The sequence below is a fragment of the Hydrogenophaga aromaticivorans genome (assembly GCF_013387465.1).
GTDB lineage: Bacteria > Pseudomonadota > Gammaproteobacteria > Burkholderiales > Burkholderiaceae_C > Hydrogenophaga > Hydrogenophaga aromaticivorans.
In genome coordinates this window covers 60370-81268 of sequence record NZ_VYGV01000006.1, presented here as the reverse complement: position 1 = coordinate 81268, position 20899 = coordinate 60370, and the positions used below count along the sequence as shown (strand labels likewise).

Below are 20899 nucleotides of genomic sequence, written 5' to 3'. Positions count from 1 at the left end.
CTTCGGCCGGCTCACTGGTAAATTCCGGGCCAGGCCCTGCCCGTCAAACACCGGGCGGGGGTATGTGATCCGACGAGCCCCAGGAGCCCCCATGTCCGTTGCCCATCTGGCCCAACCCGGCATTCTTGAACCCATTCCGGCCCAGGGCCGCTACCTGTCCTGCCAGTTGCGCGTGGGCGCCGAGCCCCAGACGGTGCTGCGCCGACTGGGCAGCCAGGCCGATGGGCTGTCCACCGTGGTGGCGCTGGGCGCTTCGCTGGTGCGCGAACTTGGCGCGGAGATTCCCGGGCTCAAGACCTTCTGCGGCATTGAAGGCGCGCTCATCAAACTGCCCGCCACCCCGACCGACCTGCTGGTCTGGCTGCGCGGCACCGACCGCGGCCATCTGCTGATCCGCAGCCGCCACATTGAAACCCTGCTCGCACCCGCCTTCGACGTGACCGACATCACCGACGCCTTCAACCACGACAACGGCAGAGACCTCACCGGCTACGAAGACGGCACCGAAAACCCCGAGGGTGAAAAAGCCCTGGCCGTGGCCTTTCTGCCCGAAAGTGCGGGTCTGCTGGCGGGCAGCAGCTTCGTGGCGGTGCAGCGCTGGCGCCACCACATGAGCCGCTTCGAAGCCATGCCACGCGAACAGCAGGACCACACCGTCGGCCGCGAACGCGACAGCAACGAAGAGATCGACGACGCACCCGAGTCGGCCCACGTGAAACGCACCGCCCAGGAAAACTTCGAGCCCGAGGCCTTCGTGCTGCGCCGCTCCATGCCCTGGGCCGAGGGCAATGAGGGCGGGCTCGTGTTCACGGCCTTCGGGCACTCGTTTGCCGCCTTCGAGGCCCAGCTGCGGCGCATGTCGGGCGCCGAAGACGGCATCACCGACGCCCTGTACAGCTTCACCGAACCCGAAACCGGCGCCTATTTCTGGTGCCCCCCGGTGAAAGAAGGGCTCATCGACCTGCGCGCAGTGGGCGTATAAACACTGGGCGGAGCACAGAAGAAGTGAGGCCCACTGGGCTTCGGCGGTATACACCATAGGGTATATACCAAGACACCTGTACCTCATGTGCGCGCAATATAAGCAATTGCGGATTTAATAATTCTTATCCCACCCAACCATCGCGACGGAGATATACCCATGGCTCGAATCGTCATTCTCGGCGCCGGTCTCGGCGGCATGCCCATGGCCTATGAAATGAAGGCACTCGCCCGCCCCGGCGATACGGTCACGGTCATCAGCGAAGCACCCAAGTTCCATTTCGTCCCGTCCAACCCCTGGGTGGCGGTGAACTGGCGCACCCGAAAAGACATCGAGGTCGACATCGCCCCTGCGCTGGCGAAAAAGGGCATTGAATCCATCATCCAGCGCGCCAAACGGGTCCACCCGGACGCCAACCAGGTTGAACTGGAAGACGGCAACCGGGTGGACTACGACTACCTCGTCATCGCCACCGGCCCCAAGCTGGCCTTTGACGAAGTCGAAGGCCTGGGTCCTTTTGGTGGCCACACGCAGTCGATCTGCCATGTGAGCCACGCCGAAACCACCAAGACGGCCTGGGATGCGTTCGTGCAGGCGCCCGGCCCGATAGTGGTCGGTGCCGTGCAAGGCGCTTCGTGCTTCGGCCCGGCCTACGAGTTCGCCATGATCATGGACACCGACCTGCGCAAGCGCAAGATCCGCGACAAGGTGCCCATGACCTTCGTGACCTCGGAACCCTACATCGGCCACCTGGGCCTGGGCGGCGTGGGCGATTCCAAGGGCATGCTCGAATCGGCCATGCGCCAGCGCCACATCAAGTGGATCTGCAACGCCAAGACCACCAAGGTGGAAGCGGGCCAGATGCACGTCACCGAGCACGACGACCAGGGCAAGCCCATCAAGGACCACGTGCTGCCCTTCAAGCACTCAATGATGCTGCCCGCCTTCAAGGGCGTGGACGCGGTGTTCGGCATCGAGGGCCTGACCAACCCGCGCGGCTTCATCACCATCGACGAGCACCAGCGCAACGCCAAATTCAAGAACATCTTCAGCGTGGGCGTGTGCGTGGCAATTCCGCCGGTGGAAGTGACGCCCATTCCCTGCGGCACACCCAAAACCGGCTACATGATCGAGTCCATGGTCACGGCCACGGCGCACAACATCCGCGAACTGCTCGACGGCAAGGAGCCCACGCACCACGCCACCTGGAACACGGTCTGCCTGGCCGACTTCGGCGACACCGGCGCGGCCTTTGTGGCGCTGCCGCAGATCCCGCCGCGCAACGTGAGCTGGTTCAGCGAGGGCAAGTGGGTGCACCTGGCCAAGGTGGCGTTCGAGAAGTACTTCATGCGCAAGATGCAGAAGGGCACGTCCGAGCCGATCTACGAGAAACTCATCATGGACTTCATCGGCATCACCAAGCTCAAGGGCAAACAGGGCCCCTGATGCTGCGCGGGCACGCGGGTGGCAAGCGCCCTCAGTGGCGCGGCGGCTCGGCTTCCCAGCGCTGCACGACCTTGCCGTGGTTGTCCACGCTTTCGAGCTGAACCTTGAAGCCCCACAGGCGGGACACGTGCTTGAGCACTTCCCGGACGTCGTCGCTCAGGGGCCGGTCGTGCTGGCGGCTGTGGCGCAAGGTGAGCGAACGGTCGCCGCGCACGTCCACATTCCAGACCTGGATGTTGGGCTCCCGTTCGCTCAGGTCGTGTTGCCGCGCCAGCGCTTCGCGCACCCGCCGGTAGCCCGCCTCGTCGTGGATGGCGGCCACCTCCAGCTCCAGTTCTGCCGCGTCATCGACGATGGAAAACAGCCGCATCTCGCGCATGAGCCGTGGTGACAGAAACTGGCCGATGAAGCTCTCGTCGCGGTAGTTCCGCATCGCGTGATGCAACGTCGACCGCCAGTCGCTGCCCGCCAGATCCGGAAACCACTGCCGGTCTTCCAGCGTGGGGTTTTCGCAGATGCGCTTGAGATCGCTGAACATGGCAAAGCCCAGCGCATACGGGTTGACACCGCTGTAACCCGGGTGCCCCACCGGCAGCTGGCAGACCACGTTGGTGTGCGAGCGCAGGAACTCGATCATGAAACCGTCGGTCAGGCGGCCCTCGTCGTACAGGGCGTTGAGCAAGGTGTAGTGCCAGAACGTGGCCCATCCTTCGTTCATCACCTGGGTCTGGCGCTGCGGGTAAAAGTACTGCGCCACCTTGCGCACGATGCGCACCACCTCGCGCTGCCAGGGTTCCAGCAGCGGCGCGTGCTTTTCGATGAAGTACAGCAGGTTTTCCTCGGGCTCGGGCGGGAAACGCCGGCTGGACTTTTCCACCTGCTTGTCCGATCCCTTGGGCAGGGTGCGCCAGAGGTCGTTGACCTGCTGCTGCAAATAGGCCTCGCGGTCCTTGCGCCGCACCTCTTCCTCCGCCAGCGAGGGCTTCTGCGAACGCCGGTAGCGGTCCACGCCCTGGCTCATGAGCGCATGGCACGAATCCAGCAACGCCTCCACCGCTTCGATGCCATGCAACTCCTCGCACTCCGTGACATAGTTTCGGGCATAGACCAGGTAGTCGATGATGGACTCGGCGTCGGTCCACATGCGGAACAGGTAGTTGCCCTTGAAGAACGAGTTGTGGCCGTAGCAGGCGTGTGCGATCACCAGCGCCTGCATGGTCATGGTGTTCTCTTCCATCAGGTAGGCGATGCAGGGATCGGAGTTGATCACGATCTCGTAGGCCAGCCCCATCTGACCGCGCCGGTAGTGTTTCTCGGTCGCGATGAACTGCTTGCCGAAGGACCAGTGGCGGTAGTTGACCGGCATGCCCACCGAAGCGTAGGCATCGATCATCTGTTCGGCGGTGATGACCTCCAGTTGCACCGGGTAGGTGTCCAGTCCGAAGTCGCGCGCCACGCGCGCAATCTCCGCGTGGTAGGTCTCGATGAGTTCAAAGGTCCAGTCCGATGGACAGGGCAAGGGCTGCCGGTCCCGGCCCGCGGGAGCGGGAGCGGGATCGCCGCCAATCTCGGGCACCGGTTCCCGCGGGACATCGTCGGCGTGCATCATGAGGTACCTGCCTTCCTGAACAGCTCGCGAAACACCGGATAGATGTCGGCGGCATCGGTGATCCGGCGCATGGCAAAGTTCGGCTCGTTCCGGCGCACCTGGTCGTACTCTTCCCAGAGGTTCTGCTCGTCGCCAGCGACCTGCACATAGGCGTAGTAGCGCACCAGGGGCAGCAGCTTCTGCTGCAACAGATCCCGGCACAGCGCCGAATCCTTGTACCAGTTCTCACCGTCCGAGGCCTGGGCGCCGTAGATGTTCCAGTCGCCCGGCGGATAGCGCGCCTGGATGACCTCGTGCATCAGCGTCAGCGCGCTGGAGACCACCGTGCCCCCGCTTTCGGTTGCCTGGAAGAACTCGGTTTCCCCCACCTCGGCGGCCTGCGTGTGGTGGCGGATGAACACCACGTCGGTGCGTTCGTAGTGCCGTTGCAGGAACAGGTAGAGCAGAATGAAGAAGCGCTTGGCAATGTCCTTGCGCTCCTCATCCATCGAGCCTGACACGTCCATCAGGCAGAACATCACCGCCTTGGCGGTCGGCTGCGGAATGCGCACCCGGTTGCGAAACCGGAGATCGAGCGGATCGAGAAATGGAATCCTGCGCACCCGGCGCACCAAGGCCTCAATCCGCTGCTGGAGCGCATGGATCTCCTCGCGCGGCGTGCTGTCCAGCCGCTCGGCTTTGGCGAGCGCGTCCTGCAGCTCGCGCAGGTGCTGCCGCAGTTCACCGCCCATGGCGATGCGCCGCCCCAGCGAAGTGCGCATCGAGCGCACCACGTGAAGACTCGCGGGATTGCCGGCCGATACGTAGCCCGCGCGCTGCGATTTCCACTCGGGTGCGTCGGGCAACAACTGCGTGCGCACCAGGTGCGGCAAGGCCAGGTCGTCAAAGAAGATCTGCATGAACTCGTCGCGCGTGATGCGGAAAACAAAATCATCTTCCCCGCCGCCGTCCTGACTGCCCCGTCCGCCTCCGCCCGCGCCACCCGATGGTGGCCGGCCGACACGGTCGCCCCGCACGTACTCGCGGTTGCCCGGGTGCACCGTCTCGCGCACCCCGCCCTGGCCGTGGCCAAACACCGGCTCGGACACATCGCGCCGGGGCAGCGTGATGTCTTCGCCCTGCTCGATGTCACGGATGCTGCGGCCGGAGACTGCCTTCTTCACCGCGTCGCGGATCTGGTCGCGGTAGCGGCGCAAGAATCGCTCGCGGTTGCCGATGGACTTGTTCTTGCCCGACAGCCGGCGATCGACGATCTGCTGCAGCATGGAGACCCGCCTTTCTGGTTTTCGGGACAACGGCCCCGGGCGCTCAGGAGCTCTTGCGCACGCGCAGGTACCAGTCGCACAGCAGGCGCACCTGGCGCGTGGTGTAGCCCTTGTCGACCATGCGGTTGACAAAGTCTTCGTGTTTCTTCTGTTCGTCGGCGCTGGCCTTGGCGTTGAACGAAATCACCGGCAACAGGTCCTCGGTGTTGGAGAACATCTTCTTCTCGATCACCGCGCGCAGCTTCTCGTAGCTGGTCCACAGCGGGTTCTTGCCCGCGTTGTTGGCCCGTGCGCGCAGCACGAAGTTGACGATCTCGTTGCGGAAGTCTTTCGGGTTGCTGATGCCTGCGGGTTTTTCGATCTTCTCCAGCTCGGCGTTCAGCGAAGAGCGGTCGAAGATCTCGCCGGTGTCGGTGTCGCGGTATTCCTGGTCCTGGATCCAGAAGTCCGCGTAGGTCACGTAGCGGTCGAAGATGTTCTGGCCGTACTCGGAGTACGACTCCAGATAGGCGGTCTGGATCTCCTTGCCGATGAACTCGGCATACCGCACCGCCAGCGTCTCCTTGATGAACGCGAGGTACTTCTGCTCGGTCTCGGCCGGGAACTGCTCGCGCTCGATCTGCTGCTCCAGCACATACATCAGGTGCACCGGGTTGGCTGCCACCTCGGTGCTGTCGAAGTTGAACACCCGCGACAGGATCTTGAACGCGAAGCGGGTCGAGATGCCGCTCATGCCCTCGTCCACGCCCGCGTAGTCGCGGTACTCCTGGTAGCTCTTGGCCTTGGGGTCGGTGTCTTTGAGGTTCTCGCCGTCATAGACCAGCAGCTTGCTGAAGATGCTGGAGTTTTCGGGCTCCTTCAGGCGGGTGTAAACCGCGAACTGCGCGAGCATCTTCAGCGTGCCGGGGGAACAGACGGCCTGCGACAGCGACGAGTTGCGGATCAGCTTCTCGTAGATCTTGATCTCTTCCGTCACCCGCAGGCAATACGGCACCTTGACGATGTAGATGCGGTCCAGGAAGGCTTCGTTGTTCTTGTTGTTGCGGAAGGCCTTCCACTCGCTCTCGTTGGAGTGCGCCATCACGATGCCGTCGAACGGGATCGCGCCGAAACCTTCGGTGCCTTTGAAGTTGCCTTCCTGGGTCGCGGTCAGCAGCGGGTGCAGCACCTTGATCGGCGCCTTGAACATCTCCACGAACTCCAGCAGGCCCTGGTTGGCCAGGCACAAGCCACCCGAGTAGCTGTAGGCATCGGTGTCGTCCTGGGCAAAGGTTTCAAGCCGGCGGATGTCGATCTTGCCGACCAGTGAGGAGATGTCCTGGTTGTTCTCGTCGCCCGGTTCGGTCTTGGCGATCGCAATCTGCCGCAGCACCGAGGGGAAGCGCTTGACCACCCGAAAACGCCGGATGTCGCCGCCATACTCTTCCAGCCGCTTGACGGCCCAGGGTGACATCACACGCTCCAGATACCGTGGCGCGATGCCGTACTGCGTCTGCAGCAATTCGCCGTCTTCGGCCGCGTTGAAAAGGCCCAGCGGTGACTCGTTGACCGGTGAATCCTTGAGCGCATAGAACGGCACCTGTTGCATCAGGTGCTTGAGGCGTTCGGCAATCGACGACTTGCCGCCACCCACCGGCCCGAGCAGATAAAGGATCTGCTTGCGTTCCTCCAGCCCCTGGGCCCCATGGCGGAAATAGGACACCACCTGTTCGATCGGTTCTTCGAGCCCGTAGAAGTCCCGAAACGCGGGGTAGATCTTGATGACCTTGTTGCCGAATATGCGCGACAGGCGCTGGTCGTGCCGGGTGTCGAGCAACTCCGGCTCGCCGATGGCCACCAGCATGCGCTCGGGCGCGGTGGCATACACCAGCGGATCGCGCTTGCAGGCATCCAGGTATTCCTCGATCGAGAGCTCGTCTTCACGCGTCTGCTCGTATCGGGTCAGGAAATGACGGACGGCATCCATACGACCTCCTAGTCTGGAGCGCACTCATGCAAAACCACCAACCCCGACCCGCTCCCCGCCAGGGCTGGCGCCAGCCGGATACCCTCGTCCCGCCTGGCTCTGAACCTGCGCCACCCGAAACAGGTGTCTTCTACAGATCCTGAGCGTGTGAGGATACCGCTCGGGAAAAGTTCAGATCACACCTCAGCCAATGCACCTTCTTCTACCTTACCGACGTGGGCCTGTGCCATCGCCCACACTTCACGCGCCGGCAGGGGTTTCAACCGGTGGTCGCTCCACACCTGGCGCCACTTGCGCGCCCCATGCAATCCATGGCGCAACCCCAGCATGTGGCTGGCGATGGAATACCAGGGTGCGCCGTCTTCAAGGGCCGCTCGTTCCATGTAGTCCACCATCCGCTGCTCCACGGCTTCACGCGTCAGCGCCTCTGCACCAACGGGCGCACCGTAAAAGCGGGCGTCCCACTCCGTCATGAGCCAGGGATTGTGGTACGCCTCGCGCCCGATCATCACACCATCGATCTGCGTCAGATGTTCTTCAATTTGCTTGTTGGTGGTGATACCACCGTTCACGGCAATGGTCAACGCCGGGAAGTCACGCTTGAGCTGATACGCCAGCTCGTAACGCAGCGGCGGAATCTCGCGGTTCTCCTTCGGCGACAGGCCTTTCAGCCAGGCGTTGCGTGCGTGCACGATGAACACCTTGCAACCCGCATCAGCCACGGTGCCGACAAAATCGCGCACGAAGTCGTAGCTCTCCACCCGGTCGATGCCGATGCGGTGCTTCACCGTGACCGGGATGTCCACCACGTCCACCATGGCCTTCACCCCGTCGGCCACCAGCTTGGGTTCACCCATGAGGCAGGCGCCAAAAGCGCCGCGCAACACCCGCTCGCTGGGACACCCGCAGTTGAGGTTGATCTCGTCGTAACCGCGTTGTTCACCCAGCCGCGCGCAGGCGGCCAGATCGGCCGGCTCGCTGCCGCCGAGCTGCAGCGCCACGGGATGCTCTTCTTCATTGAAGTGCAGATGCTGCGCCGCGTTGCCGTGGATCAGCGCACCGGTGGTCACCATCTCGGTGTAGAGCAGCGTGTGGCGGGTCAGCAGACGATGGAAAAACCGGCAATGGCGATCCGTCCACCCCATCATGGGCGCGACCGACAGGCGCCAAGGCGATAGGGCAGCCACCGGAACGGATTCGAAACGGGAGGAAGCAGCAGACAACATGAACCGGATTATCCCAGTCGTCAGCGCCGCGCGCAGCCTGTGAAGATTTGACGATTGCCGTCGACTTTTTGTCGTCAAACAAACCCCGAACTGACGCAATCCCCCTATATTTCAGAAACCAAGGGGGAGTTCCGGGTTGAAACCACACAAAAGGCTGCTGACAGCCGCACTGCTTTTCATCGTGATCCTGACCGGAGCCGCCCTGTGGCTGGTGCAACGCAACGCGCCCGCCACCGCAGCCAGCCATCTGCAACGCGGTGGCACGTTGCGCGTGGGCTTCGCGCTGGAACCGCCGTACGCCTACTTTGACGCCCAAGGCCAGGTGACGGGCGAGGCCACCGAGATATTCAAACTGATGGCCAACCAGATGGGCGTTGAACACATCGATTGGGTGCGCCTGGACTTTGCCCACCTGCTGCCCGAACTCCAGCTCGGACGCATCGATGCCATCGCAGCCGGCATGTTCGTGACGCCCGAGCGCCAGCGCGAAGCGGCCTTTACCCGTCCCACCGCCCGGGTGCGCCCGGCCCTGGTGGTGCGCAAGGGCGAAGCCGCCATCCCGCTCGAACCGCTGCTGACCAAGCTGTCGACCCATCCGCCGTTGCGCTGGACCACCATCCACGGTGCAGCCGAAAACGGACTGCTCGTCCAGGCCGGTATCGCTCCCGAGCAGGTGGCCACCGTGCCCCAGGCACACCGCGGCCTGCGCGCCGTCGCCGAGTCGTCGGCCGATGCCTTCGCCATATCCGCCGTGACCGCCTGGCACCTGGTCGCGCACAACACCCAATGGGCGCTGGAAGTGCGCACCCTGAGCGACGGACCTGCGGGTCTGCCCGCGTTCGCCTTTCGACTTGACGACGCCCGTCTTCGGGATCAGATGAACCAGCAACTCCAGAGCTTCCTGGGCAGTGACGAACACCGTGAGCTGGTTCAGGCCTTCGGCTTCACCAGCGACGAAATGCCACCGGAATCGCCCTGACATGCCCAGAAATCCCCCCTCGCCCGGGCACACCCCGCCCGTGCTGCTGACCAAGCCCCTGCGCATATCGATCGCCACGATCCTGGCGTTCGGGCTGTTCATGCAGATACTGCTCATCCTCGGCGTCAGCATGGCGGACCGCACCCTGGACCGCGGCGTCGCGCCGATGCAGGAGCTCCTGCTGATCCAGCGCCAGACCTCGCAGGCCCTGCTGCTCGTGAAACGCCAGGACCAGCTGGCCCAGTTGCCTTGCAACGACCAGGGACAGAATGAACTCTGCGAGGTACCACTGTTGCTGAAGAACGTGGTGGCATCCACCCAGCGGCTGCTCAACGGCGAAGGTGGTCTGGCGGGCTTGCCCCGATCACAGGCGTTGCAGGACGATGCCCGAACGGTCGCACTGCAACTGCGGGACCAGGCCACCGAGCTGCAAACCCTGAGCACCCGAGCACTGAACGACTCCGGCCGTGTGCTGCTGGACCTGCAGCGTGGTTTGCTCGACCTCTCGGCCCTGGCCCACCGGCTGGAGCAGCACATTCTGGGTCAGCTCCAGAACGACTTCCGCACCAAGCGGTGGCTGGACGGGTTGGCCATCATCGCCACCGGGGTGCTGATGACGGCCGTGGTGGTCACCCTGTTCTGGATGTGGTCGCGGGTTCGCAACGCGTTCAGCCAGGTGCACACCAGTGAAGCGCGCCTGAGAGCCTACACCGATGCTGTGCCCGACCCGGTGTATGTGCTCGACAGCGAAGGCCGTGTGCTGGAGGCCATCGGGCACCAGCATGAGCATCCTGGACAACTGCCGCCCTTGCCCGTGGGCGATCTCGTTCAGCAACACCGTCCCGCAGCCTTGAGCCGGCAGTACCTGCAGACGATCCACCAGGCCCTTTCATCACGGCAGGTGCAAACCCTGGAATCGGAACTGACCGACACCGAGGGCCGGACCCGCTGGTTCGAAGCCCGCGTGGCCGCCATCGAACCGCTGCCGACCAGCGATGCCTTCGAGACGCCCCCACAAACCCCTCTCGACCAGGTCATCTGGTTGTCGCGCGATGTGACCGAACGCATCCGCAACGAACTGGCGCTGCGCCAGCTGAACGAAGAACTGGAAGCCCGCGTTGAAGAGCGCACCCGCGAGCTCAACGATGCCGCCGAGGAGCTGCGCCGGTTCAACTACACGGTGTCCCACGACCTGCGCGCCCCGCTGCGGGCGGTTGAGGCCTACACCGCCCTGGCGGTCGAGGAAGCCGGTGACTCGCTGAGTCCCGTTGCGCGCGACCTGCTCGAACGCGCACGCAAGTCGGCCCACCAGCTGGCCCAGATGGTCGAGAGCCTGCTCAACCTCTCGCGCATCGGCGAGATCCCGTTGCAGCGCAGCTGGCTGGACCTCTCGGCCATGGCCAACGAGATCTGCATGGCCTTCGGCATCGACCAGAAAGACCACCGCATCGAATGGCAGCTGGAGCCGGGCATGACCGTCTGGGCCGACGAACACCTGGTGCGCAGTCTGCTGCAGAACCTCATCAGCAACGCGGTGAAGTACAGCGCGCACCGGCAACCGGCCAGCATCAAGATCGGCCAGAGCCCGCAGGCCGATGGCTCCACCGCTTTCTATGTGCGCGACAACGGTGCCGGCTTTGACATGGCCCACGCAACCCAACTGTTCCAGCCCTTCACGCGGCTGCATTCGGCGCGCGAATTTCCAGGCGACGGCATCGGGCTGGCGACGGTGCGGCGCATCGTCAAGCACCACGGCGGCCGTGTCTGGGCACAGGGCCAGATCGACGTCGGCGCCACCATCTTCTTCACCCTGCCCGGCCAGCCCCCGCCGCGCGAACGCGACTTCATCGGCAGCCGCCCCGCCCCACTGGACCACAGCAACAGCCGCCCCGCCCCGCTCGGGCCCGATATCGAATCCTGACCTGGATCGAACAGGCGAAAAAAAGCCCTGCATCAGCAAGGCTCTCGGCGAGAGGTGCCCCATCCAGGGCACCGCGGATCCGGCTCCGCCGGTCCGCCAGTGCCGCCCCCTGGGGGGTGACGGGCGGAGCCCGGCGCAGGGGGGACCACCCTCACCCCATGTGCAGACCGCCGTTGACCGAGAAGTCGGCGCCCGTGGCGTAGCCACCTTCTTCGCTGGCGAGCCAGGCGATGATGGAGGCGATTTCGCTCGGCTTGCCCAGGCGCTTGACCGGCACCGTGGCGACGATTTTTTCCAGCACGTCGGGACGGATGGCGTTGACCATGTCGGTGCCGATGTAGCCCGGGCTCACGGTGTTGACCGTCACGCCCTTGGTCGCCAGCTCCTGCGCCAGTGCCATCGAGAAACCGTGCATGCCGGCCTTGGCGGCCGAGTAGTTGGTCTGGCCAGCCTGGCCCTTTTCACCGTTGACCGACGAGATGTTGATGATGCGACCCCAGCCCTTTTCGACCATGTCGCCCACGACCTGCTTGGTCACGTTGAACATGGAGTCCAGGTTGGTGTTCATCACCGCGTCCCAGTCTTCGCGCGACATCTTCAGGAACATGCGGTCCTTGGTGATGCCGGCGTTGTTGACCAGCACGTCGATGCTGCCGTGCTCGGCCTTGGTCTTGGAGAAAGCTTCCACGGTGGAATCCCAGTCACCCACGTTGCCGACCGAGGCGTAGAAGGTGTAACCCAGGGCCTTCTGCTCGTCCAGCCATTTGGTGAAGTCGCGCGTGGGGCCACATCCAGCGATGACCTTGAAGCCCTCCTTGTGCAAGCGCTGGCAGATGGCGGTACCGATGCCGCCCATGCCGCCGGTGACGTACGCTACTTTTTGACTCATGTTGTTTGCTCCTCTAGGTGTTGCCGTTATGGCATTAAAAAACGATTGAAACCCAAGCCATCTCGAACAAGGGAGGCGCCAGCTCAGGCCAGCGCGGAACCGGCTTTGCCGGGCCGCTGCTGGCGCCCCCTTGAGGGGGTGACGCCGCAGGCGGCGCGGGGGTGATTCGGAATTACCTCTCCACCGCCAGGGAGACGCCCATGCCGCCGCCGATGCACAACGCGGCCAGGCCCTTCTTGGCACCGCTGCGCTGCATTTCGTGCAGCAGCGTCACCAGGATGCGGCAGCCGGACGCCCCGATGGGGTGACCGATGGCGATGGCGCCCCCGTTCACGTTGACCTTGGCGGGGTCGATGTCCAGCGCCATGTTGACGGCACAAGCCTGCGCGGCAAACGCTTCGTTGAGTTCGAACACGTCGACGTCAGACGCCTTCCAGCCCGCGCGTGCCAGGGCCTTCTGCGAAGCGGGCACCGGGCCCATGCCCATGGTGGCCGGGTCGAGACCGCTGGTGCCAAAGGCGGCGATGCGCGCCAGTGGCGTCAGGCCCAGGGCGGCGGCTTTCTTGGCCGTCATGACCATCACGGCGGCAGCGCCGTCGTTGATACCCGATGCGTTACCGGCGGTCACGGAACCCGCCTTGTCAAAGGCAGGACGCAGACCGGCCAGCACTTCGGCGGTGGTCTTGGCGTTGATGAACTCGTCGCTGTTGAACAGCACCGGGTCGCCCTTGCGCTGCGGAATGCTCACGCCGACGATCTCGTCCTTGAACTTGCCGGCGGCCTGTGCAGCAGCGGCTTTCGCCTGGCTGCCTGCGGCCAGGGCGTCCTGCATTTCGCGGGTGATGCCATGGGCCTTGGCCACGTTCTCGGCGGTGATGCCCATGTGGTACTGGTTGTACACGTCCCACAGGCCGTCCACGATCATGGTGTCGGTCATCTTCCAGTCGCCCATGCGCTGGCCATCACGGCTGCCGTTGAGCACGTGCGGGCTGGCGCTCATGTTTTCCTGGCCACCGGCGATCACGATCTCGCTGTCGCCCCAGGCCACGGCCTGGGCGGCCAGCATCACGGCCTTCAGGCCCGAGCCGCAGACAGCGTTGATGGTCAGTGCCGGCGTTTCCTTGGCCACGCCGGCTTTCATCATGGCCTGACGCGCCGGGTTCTGGCCACAGCCAGCGGCCAGCACCTGGCCCATGATCACCTCACCAATGGCATCGACCGGCAGACCGGTGCGGGCCAGCAGTTCCTTGATGACGATGCTGCCCAGCTCGGTGGCCGGGGTCTTGGCGAGCGAGCCGCCGAACTTGCCCACGGCGGTGCGGGCGGCTGAAACGATGACGATGTCTTCCATGTGTCTCTCCAAAGTGAGGGGGAAATCAAATTCTGTCCGGCGCGAAATGCGCCAACCGAGGATGCGGCGGAACCGGCTTTGCCAGGCCGCACCGCATCGCCCCCTTGTGGGGGTAGCGCGAAGCGCTGCAGGGGTGGGCCATGTTCATGCCCTTGCTTTGACGTAACGGCCCGGCGCCGGTTCGATGGCTGCGTACGTCTTGCCTTTGCCATAGCTCTTGGGCGCAGCAATTTGCTTGCCAGCGAGCGGCTTGAGCCAGTTGGCCCAGTCGGTCCACCAGCTGCCCTTGTGTTCGGTGGCGCTGGCGATCCAGTCGTTCACATCGGCCGGGAACTTGGTGGCGTTGCTCACCCAGTGGCTGCGCTTGCCGGCAGCTGGCGGGTTGATCACGCCAGCGATGTGGCCGGACGCGCCCATGACGAAACGCTTCTTGCCCGGGAACACCTGCGTGCTCGCATACGCACCGCCGATGGGCACGATGTGGTCTTCGTGCGAGCCGTAGATGTAGACCGGCAGCTTGACCTGGCGGAAGTCGATCTTCTCGCCGCAGACCGTGGTCTTGCCGGGCTTGACGAGGTTGTTTTCGAGGTAGGTCTGGCGCAGGTACCAGGCGTAGTACGGGCCAGGCAGGTTGGTCGCGTCCGAGTTCCAGTACAGCAGGTCAAACGGCGGTGGCGATTCGCCCTTGAGGTAGTTGCCCACCACGTAGTTCCAGACCAGATCGTTCGGGCGCAGGAAGCTGAAGGTGGTCGCCAGATCGCGGCCGGACATGAGGCCGCCCTGGCCAAACTGCATTTCGCGCATCTTCACGAAAGGCTCGTCGATGAACACATCGAGGATGCCGGTGTCGGTGAAGTCGATCAGCGTGGTGAGGAAGGTGGCGCTGTGGACCGGCTCTTCGCCACGCGCGGCCAGCACGGCCAGCGCATTGCTGAGCATGGTGCCACCGACGCAGAAGCCCAGCGCGTTGATGGTCTCGGCGCCGGTGATGTCCTGCGTGACACCAATCGCCTTGATGACCGCGTCTTCGATGTAGTCGTCCCAGGTCTTGTGCGCGAGCGACTCGTCCGGGTTGCGCCAGCTCACCACGAAGGTGCGATGTCCCTGCTCCACGCAGTAACGGATCAGCGAATTGGCGGGCTGCAGGTCGAGGATGTAGAACTTGTTGATGCAGGGCGGCACCAGCAGGAACGGACGCTCGTAGACCTTGGCGGTGAGTGGCTTGTATTCGATCAGCTGGAACAGCTCGTTCTCGAACACCACGGCGCCTTCGGTGGTGGCGACGTTCTTGCCCACCTCGAACACGCTCTCGTCCGTCATGGACACATGGCCCTGCTTCATGTCGTGCAACAGGTTGGCCATGCCCTTGGCGATGCTCTCGCCCTTGGACTCCAGCGCCATCTTCTGGGCTTCGGCGTTGAAGGCCAGGAAGTTGCTGGGTGCACTGGCGTCGATCCACTGCTGCACCGCAAAGCGCACGCGGGTCCGGGTCTTGGCATCGCCCTCCACCGCATCGGCCAGCGCCATCAGGGTGCGGGCGTTCAGCAGGTAGGCTGCGGCAGAGAACGCGGCCACCGGATTGCTGGCCCAGGCTTCGGAGGCAAAGCGGCGATCGGCCTGCGGCTTGGCGTCGAGACCGTGGTTCCACAGCCCCGCTACATCTTTCATGTAGGTGTTCTGGATTTCCAGCAGCTTGGCCGGATCGAAGTGGACCTTCTGGCCGGCGGCCTGGTTGAACATGTCACCCATGCCGGCCATGCCCATCCCCGCGCCCACCTGCGGCATGGCCATACCGAACGGATGGGCCGCACCGCTTTGCGGCATGAACGCCTTGAAAGCCGCGAACGGATCGGTGGCGCCCTGCGGAGCTGCCTGTGCGGCAGCGCCTGGAAAGGCCTGCGCAGCTTGCGTCCACTGGGCAATGAGGTTCTGCTGAAACTGCTGCGCAGCTTCCAGCCAGGGCTGTTGGGGTGTTTTCCCAGATGTCATGCTTGTCTCCAATGGTTTTTACCAGCGGCTTATTATCGGTTCCTCTGGGGAGGAATTCCGGGTTTTCCCTAGTGTCAATGTGCCGGCTTCCAGCAAGCTGACAACAAAACCCCGCATGGTTAGGAACGTTGTGTATCTGGTTGTGATCGGTTGGCTCTATGTGGTGCTCATGATGGCGGTGGCCGAGGCGTCGAACACGACAGGCACCGTCCTCGGAGCCATTGTGACCTTCTTTCTTTACGGTTTGATCCCGATCGCATTGGTGGTTTACCTGATGCGCACGCCCCAGCGCCGCAAAGAAATCAAGGCACGCGAAGCCGCCGAGGACCTCGCGCACAAGTTGCGCGCCACAGAGAACGCAGTACCTGCGTCAGACCCGCCAGATGCAGGCCGCCATGCGTCCTGTGCTGCCCAGACGGACAGCATCCCGGCGGTGGGAAAAGAAACGTAAGGGCTGTGTCGCGGTACACCAGACCGGGGTGCCGTCGTTGCCGTATACGCGGTGGATGCCCATGGTGCTCAGCCGCAGCCGGGCCAGCATCGGCAGGTTCGCGAGGTGCTTCTCACCATCCGCCGGGTGCGGGACGAAGGCGCGTTGTACCGCCGGATCGCGCTGCACAAATGCAGACCGAACCTCAGACCCCACCTCAAACGCTTCGGGTCCGATGCATGGCCCCAGCCAGACCAGCATGTCGGCGATGATGCGGTCCCGATCGGCCGAGGCGTCCATCTGCTGAGCCGCCTGCACAAAGGCGGCGACCGTGGCCTCCAGCACCCCTTGGCCATCAGCCCCTCCCGCCAGTCCACGCCAGCCGGCGTGGGCGGCCGCCACCACGCTGCCCGCGCTGTTCGTGAACAGCACCGGCAGGCAGTCCGCGACCATGATGGTGCAGGCCACACCGGGCTGCGTGCTCAGGCAGGCATCGGCCTCACCCCCATCGGGCGTCCGGGTATCGAGTGGGGCCACGGCCACGCCGTGCACCTGCTTCAGGAACACCGGTCGCACACCGGTGGCACCGGCCAGACGCGCCCGGTTGGTGGCAACCGCAACCGGATCATCACCCACATGGTCACCGAGATTGAAGCGGTCAAACGGCAGCGCCGACACGCCGCCCGAGCGGGTGGTGAACACCGCGCGCACCCCGGCCGGCGAGGGCCAGTCGGGCACCAGCCAGTCTTCCGGTATGGGCATCAGGCTTCGAAGTCCGGGCAGGCGGAAGGCTGGGCCTGCTGGAAAGCCGGCAACGCCATGCAGGCGTCGAACGCGGCCATGGTGCGTGGCAAGCCGTCGAGCGGGGTGTTGAAACGTTGCCCGTTGAAGATCTGCGGCACCAGACAACAGTCGGCCAGCGTGGGCGTGTCGCCGTAACAGAAGTGCGAAGCCGGCTGTTGGGCCAGCTGCCGTTCAAAGGCCTCCAGTCCACTGCGCACCCAGTGGCGGTACCAGGTGTTCCGGGTGTCTTCGTCCAGCTTCAGCGTGCCCGAGAGGTACTTGAGCACGCGCAGGTTGTTGATGGGGTGGATCTCGCAGGCGATCGACTGCGCCAGCGCCCGCACACGGGCACGCGCCAGCGCGTCGCGAGGCACCAGGGCGGGCTCGGGATGGATGTCGTCCAGGTACTCGATGATCGCCATGGACTGCGACAAGCGTGTGCCGTCGTCCAGTTCCAGCAGTGGCACCAAGCCATCGGCTGCGATATCACCGTAAGCCGCTTGCCGGTGTTCACCCTTGGCGAGGTGCACCGGCAGGTATTCGTAAGGCAGCCCCTTGATCGCCAGTGCGATGCGCACGCGGAACGAGGCCGAGGAACGGAAATAGTTGTAGAGCTTCATGGAAGCCAAGGATAAACCGACCGGCTGGCGTTGTCCGGTCGTGCGAAGTCGCCCCCATCGGGCAGGCGGGCTTCACAACGGCTGAGGGCCTGAGAGGCTTTCTCTCAGGCCCTCAGCGCAGTGTCACCCGGCTGTTCAGCGCGCCGGGACGATGACCAGCGTGTCGCCCTGGGTCGTTGTTCCACGGGCACCTGTGCTGCCGGTAGCGCCGGTAGCACCGGTATAGCCCGTGGCGCCCGTGGCCCCGGTACCACCCGTTGCGCCGGTGTAGCCGGTGGCACCTGTGGCCCCGGTGTAGCCGGTCGCTCCCGTGTCACCGGTGGCGCCCGTTCCACCCGTTGCACCGGTGTAGCCCGTGGTGCCCTTGGCCCCTGTGGCACCCGTGCCACCTGTGGCGCCGGTGTAGCCGGTGGTCCCCGTGGCGCCGGTCGCGCCCGTGGCGCCGGTGGCACCGGTCGGGCCTGCAGGCAGCGAGAAGCAGGCGGTGAGCGCCAGTGTGGTCGCGGCGACGGCGATGATTTTGATTGAATGCATGATGGTTCCTTGGTGGCTTACGAGGACCACCCTCACATGAAGAGCAGCCCTGCAGAGTTGATCAGCCCTCTGACACAGACTTTGAGCGTCGGCAGATCAGGCCATCGCCACGTTTGAGCGGAAATTCGGCCTGGTGGCCTGGAGCTTCCGTCCCGGTGGAGCTTAGACAGGCCATTGGCGCCAGTCGGTGCGCTGGCGCGCTTAGGGTGTGTTCACAGAAGCGCCACCCCCGCGACTGCTGGGGAGCCTGGCTCCCTGCCCTGGGTCAACTCCGTGAATCAGGCTTCCGGGGGGTGTCCAGCATGCGGCCGAGCAGGTCCATCGGCAGCGGAAATACGATGGTCGACGCGCGGTCACCGGCCACCTGGGTCATGGTCTGCAGGTAGCGCAGCTGCATGGCCTCGGGCTGCTGCGACAGCATCTGTGCCGCTTCGAGCAAGGACACGGCAGCCTGCTTCTCGCCTTCGGCGTGGATCACCTTGGCACGCCGCTCGCGTTCGGCTTCGGCCTGACGCGCGATGGCTCGCACCATGGACTCGTTCAGGTCGATGTGCTTGATCTCGACGTTGGTCACCTTGATGCCCCAGGCACCCGTCTGCGCGTCCAGGATCTGCTGCACATCGAGGTTCAACCGCTCGCGCTCGGCCAGCATTTCGTCGAGCTCGTGTTTGCCCAGCACCACGCGCAACGTGGTCTGCGCGAGCTGGCTGGTGGCCACGAGGAAGTTTTCCACCTGGATGATGGCCTTGTCGGGCGCCACCACGCGGAAGAACACCACCGCATTGACCTTGACCGACACGTTGTCGCGCGAGATCACATCCTGCGGCGGCACGTCCATGGTCACCACGCGCAGATCGACCCGCACCATCTGCTGCAGGCCCGGCACCACGATCACCAGACCCGGCCCCTTGACCTTCCAGAACCGGCCGAGCTGGAACACCACGCCACGCTCGTACTCGCGCAAGATGCGGAACGACGACGCCAACAGGATCAGCACAATAGGCACGAGGATCGCGCCCAGTCCCAGGTTGAAATCGAACATCGTGGGTGCCTCCTTCAGGGGGATGGTTGGGACGCAGAAGAGTTTTCGGTGTCGGGCCGCACCTGCAGTACCAGGTCGCTCAAACCCAGCACCCGCACGCGCTGCCCGGGCAACAGGGGCGATTCCGAGCGCACCTGCCAACGCTCGCCACGCACCTCGGCCCAGGCCTCATCGCCCTGGACCAGAAGCACCTCGCCGAGCGCACCGACCAGGCCTTCGCCACCGCTGACCACCGGCGCGCGGCGCGCCCGCAGCGCCATGCCACCGCCCAGCAACACCGCGGCCGCGGCCGTGACGGCGATGCCGAAAATCAGCGGCAGCGGCACACCGAGGCCGGGCACATCGCGGTCAAACAGCAGCAGTCCGCCAGCGATGAACGCCACGACACCACCCACACCGAGCACGCCAAACGAGGGCGAAAGCAGTTCGGCGGCCAGCAGTGCAAAGCCCAGCAGGATCAGCGCGAGCGCCGCGTAGTTCACCGGTAGCAGCTGCAGCGCAAACATCGCCAGCAGCAGACAGAGCGCGCCCACGGTGCCGGGCAGGCCGAAGCCGGGTGACGAAAACTCGAACATCAGGCCGTAGACCCCGATCATCAGCAGGATCAACGCCAGGCTCGGGTTGGCGATCACCCCCAGCAGGCGGTGGCGCCAGTCGGGCGGCTGCGCCACGGTGGTCAGGCCGCGCGTCTGCAGGCGCAGCTCGCCGCTGGCCATGCGCACGGTGCGCCCATCGATCTGTGCGAGCAGGTCGGCGATGTCACGGGCCACCACGTCCACAACCTTCTCACGCAGGGCTTCGGCCGCGGCCAGGCTCGCGGCCTCGCGCACCGCGCGTTCGGCCCACGCCGCGTTGCGTCCGTGTTGCAGCGCCAGGCCTCGGATGAAGGCGGCCGCGTCGTTGACCTGTTTGGCGGTCATGGCGTCGACGGGCGATGCGGGCGCTGGCGTGCCCGGTGCTCCCGGGGGCGTTGGCGCAGGATCGGGCCGTTCCCGGGGTGCCTGCGGTGCGCCCGGCATGCCGATGGCCACGGGCGTGGCGGCCCCCAGCGTGGTGGCCGGGGCCATGGCGGCGATGTGGCTGGCGTAGAGGATGTAGGTGCCGGCGCTCGCGGCCCGTGCGCCCTGAGGCGTCACGTAGGTGGCGACCGGTACGGGTGAGGCCAGGATGGCCTGGATGATCTGGCGCATGGAGGTGTCGAGCCCGCCGGGTGTGTCCAGTTCCAGCACCACCAGCGGCGCGCCCTGCTGCTGGGCACGCTGCAGACCACGGATCACGTAGTCTGCGCTGGCGGGGCCGATGGCACCCTGCACCGTCAGGACCATCACCGGCTCGGCCCGCACACCGGTCACTGCGAAGGCCCACAACAACGCAGCCCACACCCACCAGCCCCGGATGCGGCTGATACGGTCACCCCCGACGGCCCGGGGATCCATGGCACGAGCTGTGTTCATCGCACCTCCGCAGAGATACCGGATTCACTGTATGCCTCTCGGCGGTCCGCACGCAAATGGCCAGCGATACACCCATGGTGGAGACGAGGATGTCACCGCTGGCGGTGCACCGCGCCCTTGAAGCCAGGGGGTGCGCCGGTCCGGCATCCCGCGGCGGCGGCGACCTACCGGGTCAGGTACGCCACCAGCCCCTGCAGCGTGAACAGCCGCGGGTAGTCGCTTTCGGGAATCGGCACGCCACTGCCCTGGCTCAGGCCGATGATGAAGTTGAGGAAGTCCATCGAGTCGAGGTCCAGCGCCTCGCGCAGGTCCTCGTGGTCGCCAACGGTACTCAGGTCGGCCTCGGGGGCGATGCCGGCCAGCACATCGGTCGCGAGTTGTCGGATGTCGTTCGGGTTCTTCACGGTGGGTTC

Annotated in this window: 18 protein-coding genes; 5 read left to right on the top strand and 13 right to left on the bottom strand. The window is 64.9% G+C overall.

Annotated elements, in window-relative coordinates; all coding sequences use genetic code 11:
• Positions 1 to 91 precede the first annotated feature (91 nt).
• Both F3K02_RS04740 and F3K02_RS04735 read left to right on the top strand, forming a co-directional pair.
• Positions 92 to 982, top strand: a complete 891-nt coding sequence (locus F3K02_RS04740; protein WP_177133842.1) for a Dyp-type peroxidase — start codon at positions 92 to 94, stop codon at positions 980 to 982.
• Positions 983 to 1141: 159 nt separating this feature from the next.
• Positions 1142 to 2428, top strand: a complete 1287-nt coding sequence (locus F3K02_RS04735) for an NAD(P)/FAD-dependent oxidoreductase (protein WP_177133840.1) — start codon at positions 1142 to 1144, stop codon at positions 2426 to 2428.
• A 31-nt stretch (positions 2429 to 2459) separates the two neighbouring features.
• Here the strand turns inward: F3K02_RS04735 and F3K02_RS04730 are convergent, their stop codons facing one another.
• From F3K02_RS04730 to dusA, 4 genes are all read right to left on the bottom strand, one after another.
• Positions 2460 to 4037 (bottom strand): SpoVR family protein, encoded by a 1578-nt coding sequence (locus F3K02_RS04730; RefSeq protein WP_425485564.1) that lies wholly within the window; start codon positions 4035 to 4037, stop codon positions 2460 to 2462.
• The gene (locus F3K02_RS04725; protein WP_177133838.1) at positions 4034 to 5302 is read right to left on the bottom strand and encodes a YeaH/YhbH family protein; all 1269 of its coding nucleotides are present in this window, start codon (positions 5300 to 5302) and stop codon (positions 4034 to 4036) included. Before F3K02_RS04725 ends, F3K02_RS04730 begins: the two co-directional genes overlap by 4 nt.
• Before the next feature lie 43 nt (positions 5303 to 5345).
• A complete protein-coding gene (locus tag F3K02_RS04720) occupies positions 5346 to 7268 on the bottom strand; it encodes a PrkA family serine protein kinase (RefSeq protein ID WP_177133836.1) in 1923 nt (640 codons plus the stop codon).
• A gap of 176 nt (positions 7269 to 7444) precedes the next feature.
• Positions 7445 to 8494 (bottom strand): tRNA dihydrouridine(20/20a) synthase DusA, encoded by a 1050-nt coding sequence (dusA, locus tag F3K02_RS04715; RefSeq protein WP_177133834.1) that lies wholly within the window; start codon positions 8492 to 8494, stop codon positions 7445 to 7447.
• Between the two features lie 136 nt (positions 8495 to 8630).
• Here dusA and F3K02_RS04710 point away from each other — a divergent pair, with 136 nt between their 5' ends.
• Positions 8631 to 9473 (top strand): transporter substrate-binding domain-containing protein, encoded by an 843-nt coding sequence (locus tag F3K02_RS04710; RefSeq protein WP_177133832.1) that lies wholly within the window; start codon positions 8631 to 8633, stop codon positions 9471 to 9473.
• 1 nt (position 9474) lies between these two features.
• Entirely contained in the window at positions 9475 to 11394 is a 1920-nt protein-coding gene (locus F3K02_RS04705; RefSeq protein WP_177133831.1) for a sensor histidine kinase, read from the top strand.
• A gap of 151 nt (positions 11395 to 11545) precedes the next feature.
• On the opposite strand, the gene phbB is transcribed toward F3K02_RS04705, so the two are convergent.
• From phbB to phaC, 3 genes are all read right to left on the bottom strand, one after another.
• Positions 11546 to 12283: an acetoacetyl-CoA reductase gene (phbB, locus tag F3K02_RS04700; RefSeq protein ID WP_177133829.1), complete on the bottom strand. Its 738-nt coding sequence runs from the start codon at positions 12281 to 12283 to the stop codon at positions 11546 to 11548.
• Between the two features lie 172 nt (positions 12284 to 12455).
• Entirely contained in the window at positions 12456 to 13634 is a 1179-nt protein-coding gene (locus F3K02_RS04695) for an acetyl-CoA C-acetyltransferase (protein WP_177133827.1), read from the bottom strand.
• Positions 13635 to 13778: 144 nt separating this feature from the next.
• On the bottom strand, positions 13779 to 15623 hold the full coding sequence (phaC, locus tag F3K02_RS04690; protein ID WP_177133824.1) for a class I poly(R)-hydroxyalkanoic acid synthase: 1845 nt from the start codon (positions 15621 to 15623) through the stop codon (positions 13779 to 13781).
• 115 nt (positions 15624 to 15738) lie between these two features.
• Between phaC and F3K02_RS04685 the strand changes: the two genes are divergently transcribed.
• Complete coding sequence (locus tag F3K02_RS04685) at positions 15739 to 16074, top strand: hypothetical protein (RefSeq protein WP_177135388.1); 336 nt, start codon at positions 15739 to 15741, stop codon at positions 16072 to 16074.
• On the opposite strand, the gene pgeF is transcribed toward F3K02_RS04685, so the two are convergent.
• From pgeF to F3K02_RS27420, 6 genes are all read right to left on the bottom strand, one after another.
• Positions 15994 to 16815 (bottom strand): peptidoglycan editing factor PgeF, encoded by an 822-nt coding sequence (gene pgeF / locus F3K02_RS04680; RefSeq protein ID WP_177133822.1) that lies wholly within the window; start codon positions 16813 to 16815, stop codon positions 15994 to 15996. The genes F3K02_RS04685 and pgeF overlap by 81 nt on opposite strands.
• Complete coding sequence (gene maiA, locus F3K02_RS04675; RefSeq protein WP_177133820.1) at positions 16815 to 17456, bottom strand: maleylacetoacetate isomerase; 642 nt, start codon at positions 17454 to 17456, stop codon at positions 16815 to 16817. The genes pgeF and maiA overlap by 1 nt, the downstream gene beginning before the upstream one ends.
• 135 nt (positions 17457 to 17591) lie before the next feature.
• Complete coding sequence (locus tag F3K02_RS04670) at positions 17592 to 17990, bottom strand: hypothetical protein (protein WP_177133818.1); 399 nt, start codon at positions 17988 to 17990, stop codon at positions 17592 to 17594.
• 265 nt (positions 17991 to 18255) lie between these two features.
• A complete protein-coding gene (locus tag F3K02_RS04665; protein ID WP_177133815.1) occupies positions 18256 to 19032 on the bottom strand; it encodes a slipin family protein in 777 nt (258 codons plus the stop codon).
• Between the two features lie 14 nt (positions 19033 to 19046).
• The gene (locus tag F3K02_RS04660; RefSeq protein ID WP_218179354.1) at positions 19047 to 20486 is read right to left on the bottom strand and encodes an NfeD family protein; all 1440 of its coding nucleotides are present in this window, start codon (positions 20484 to 20486) and stop codon (positions 19047 to 19049) included.
• A gap of 164 nt (positions 20487 to 20650) precedes the next feature.
• Positions 20651 to 20890, bottom strand: coding sequence for an acyl carrier protein (locus F3K02_RS27420; protein WP_343066994.1), 240 nt, complete (start codon positions 20888 to 20890; stop codon positions 20651 to 20653).
• Positions 20891 to 20899 lie beyond the last annotated feature (9 nt).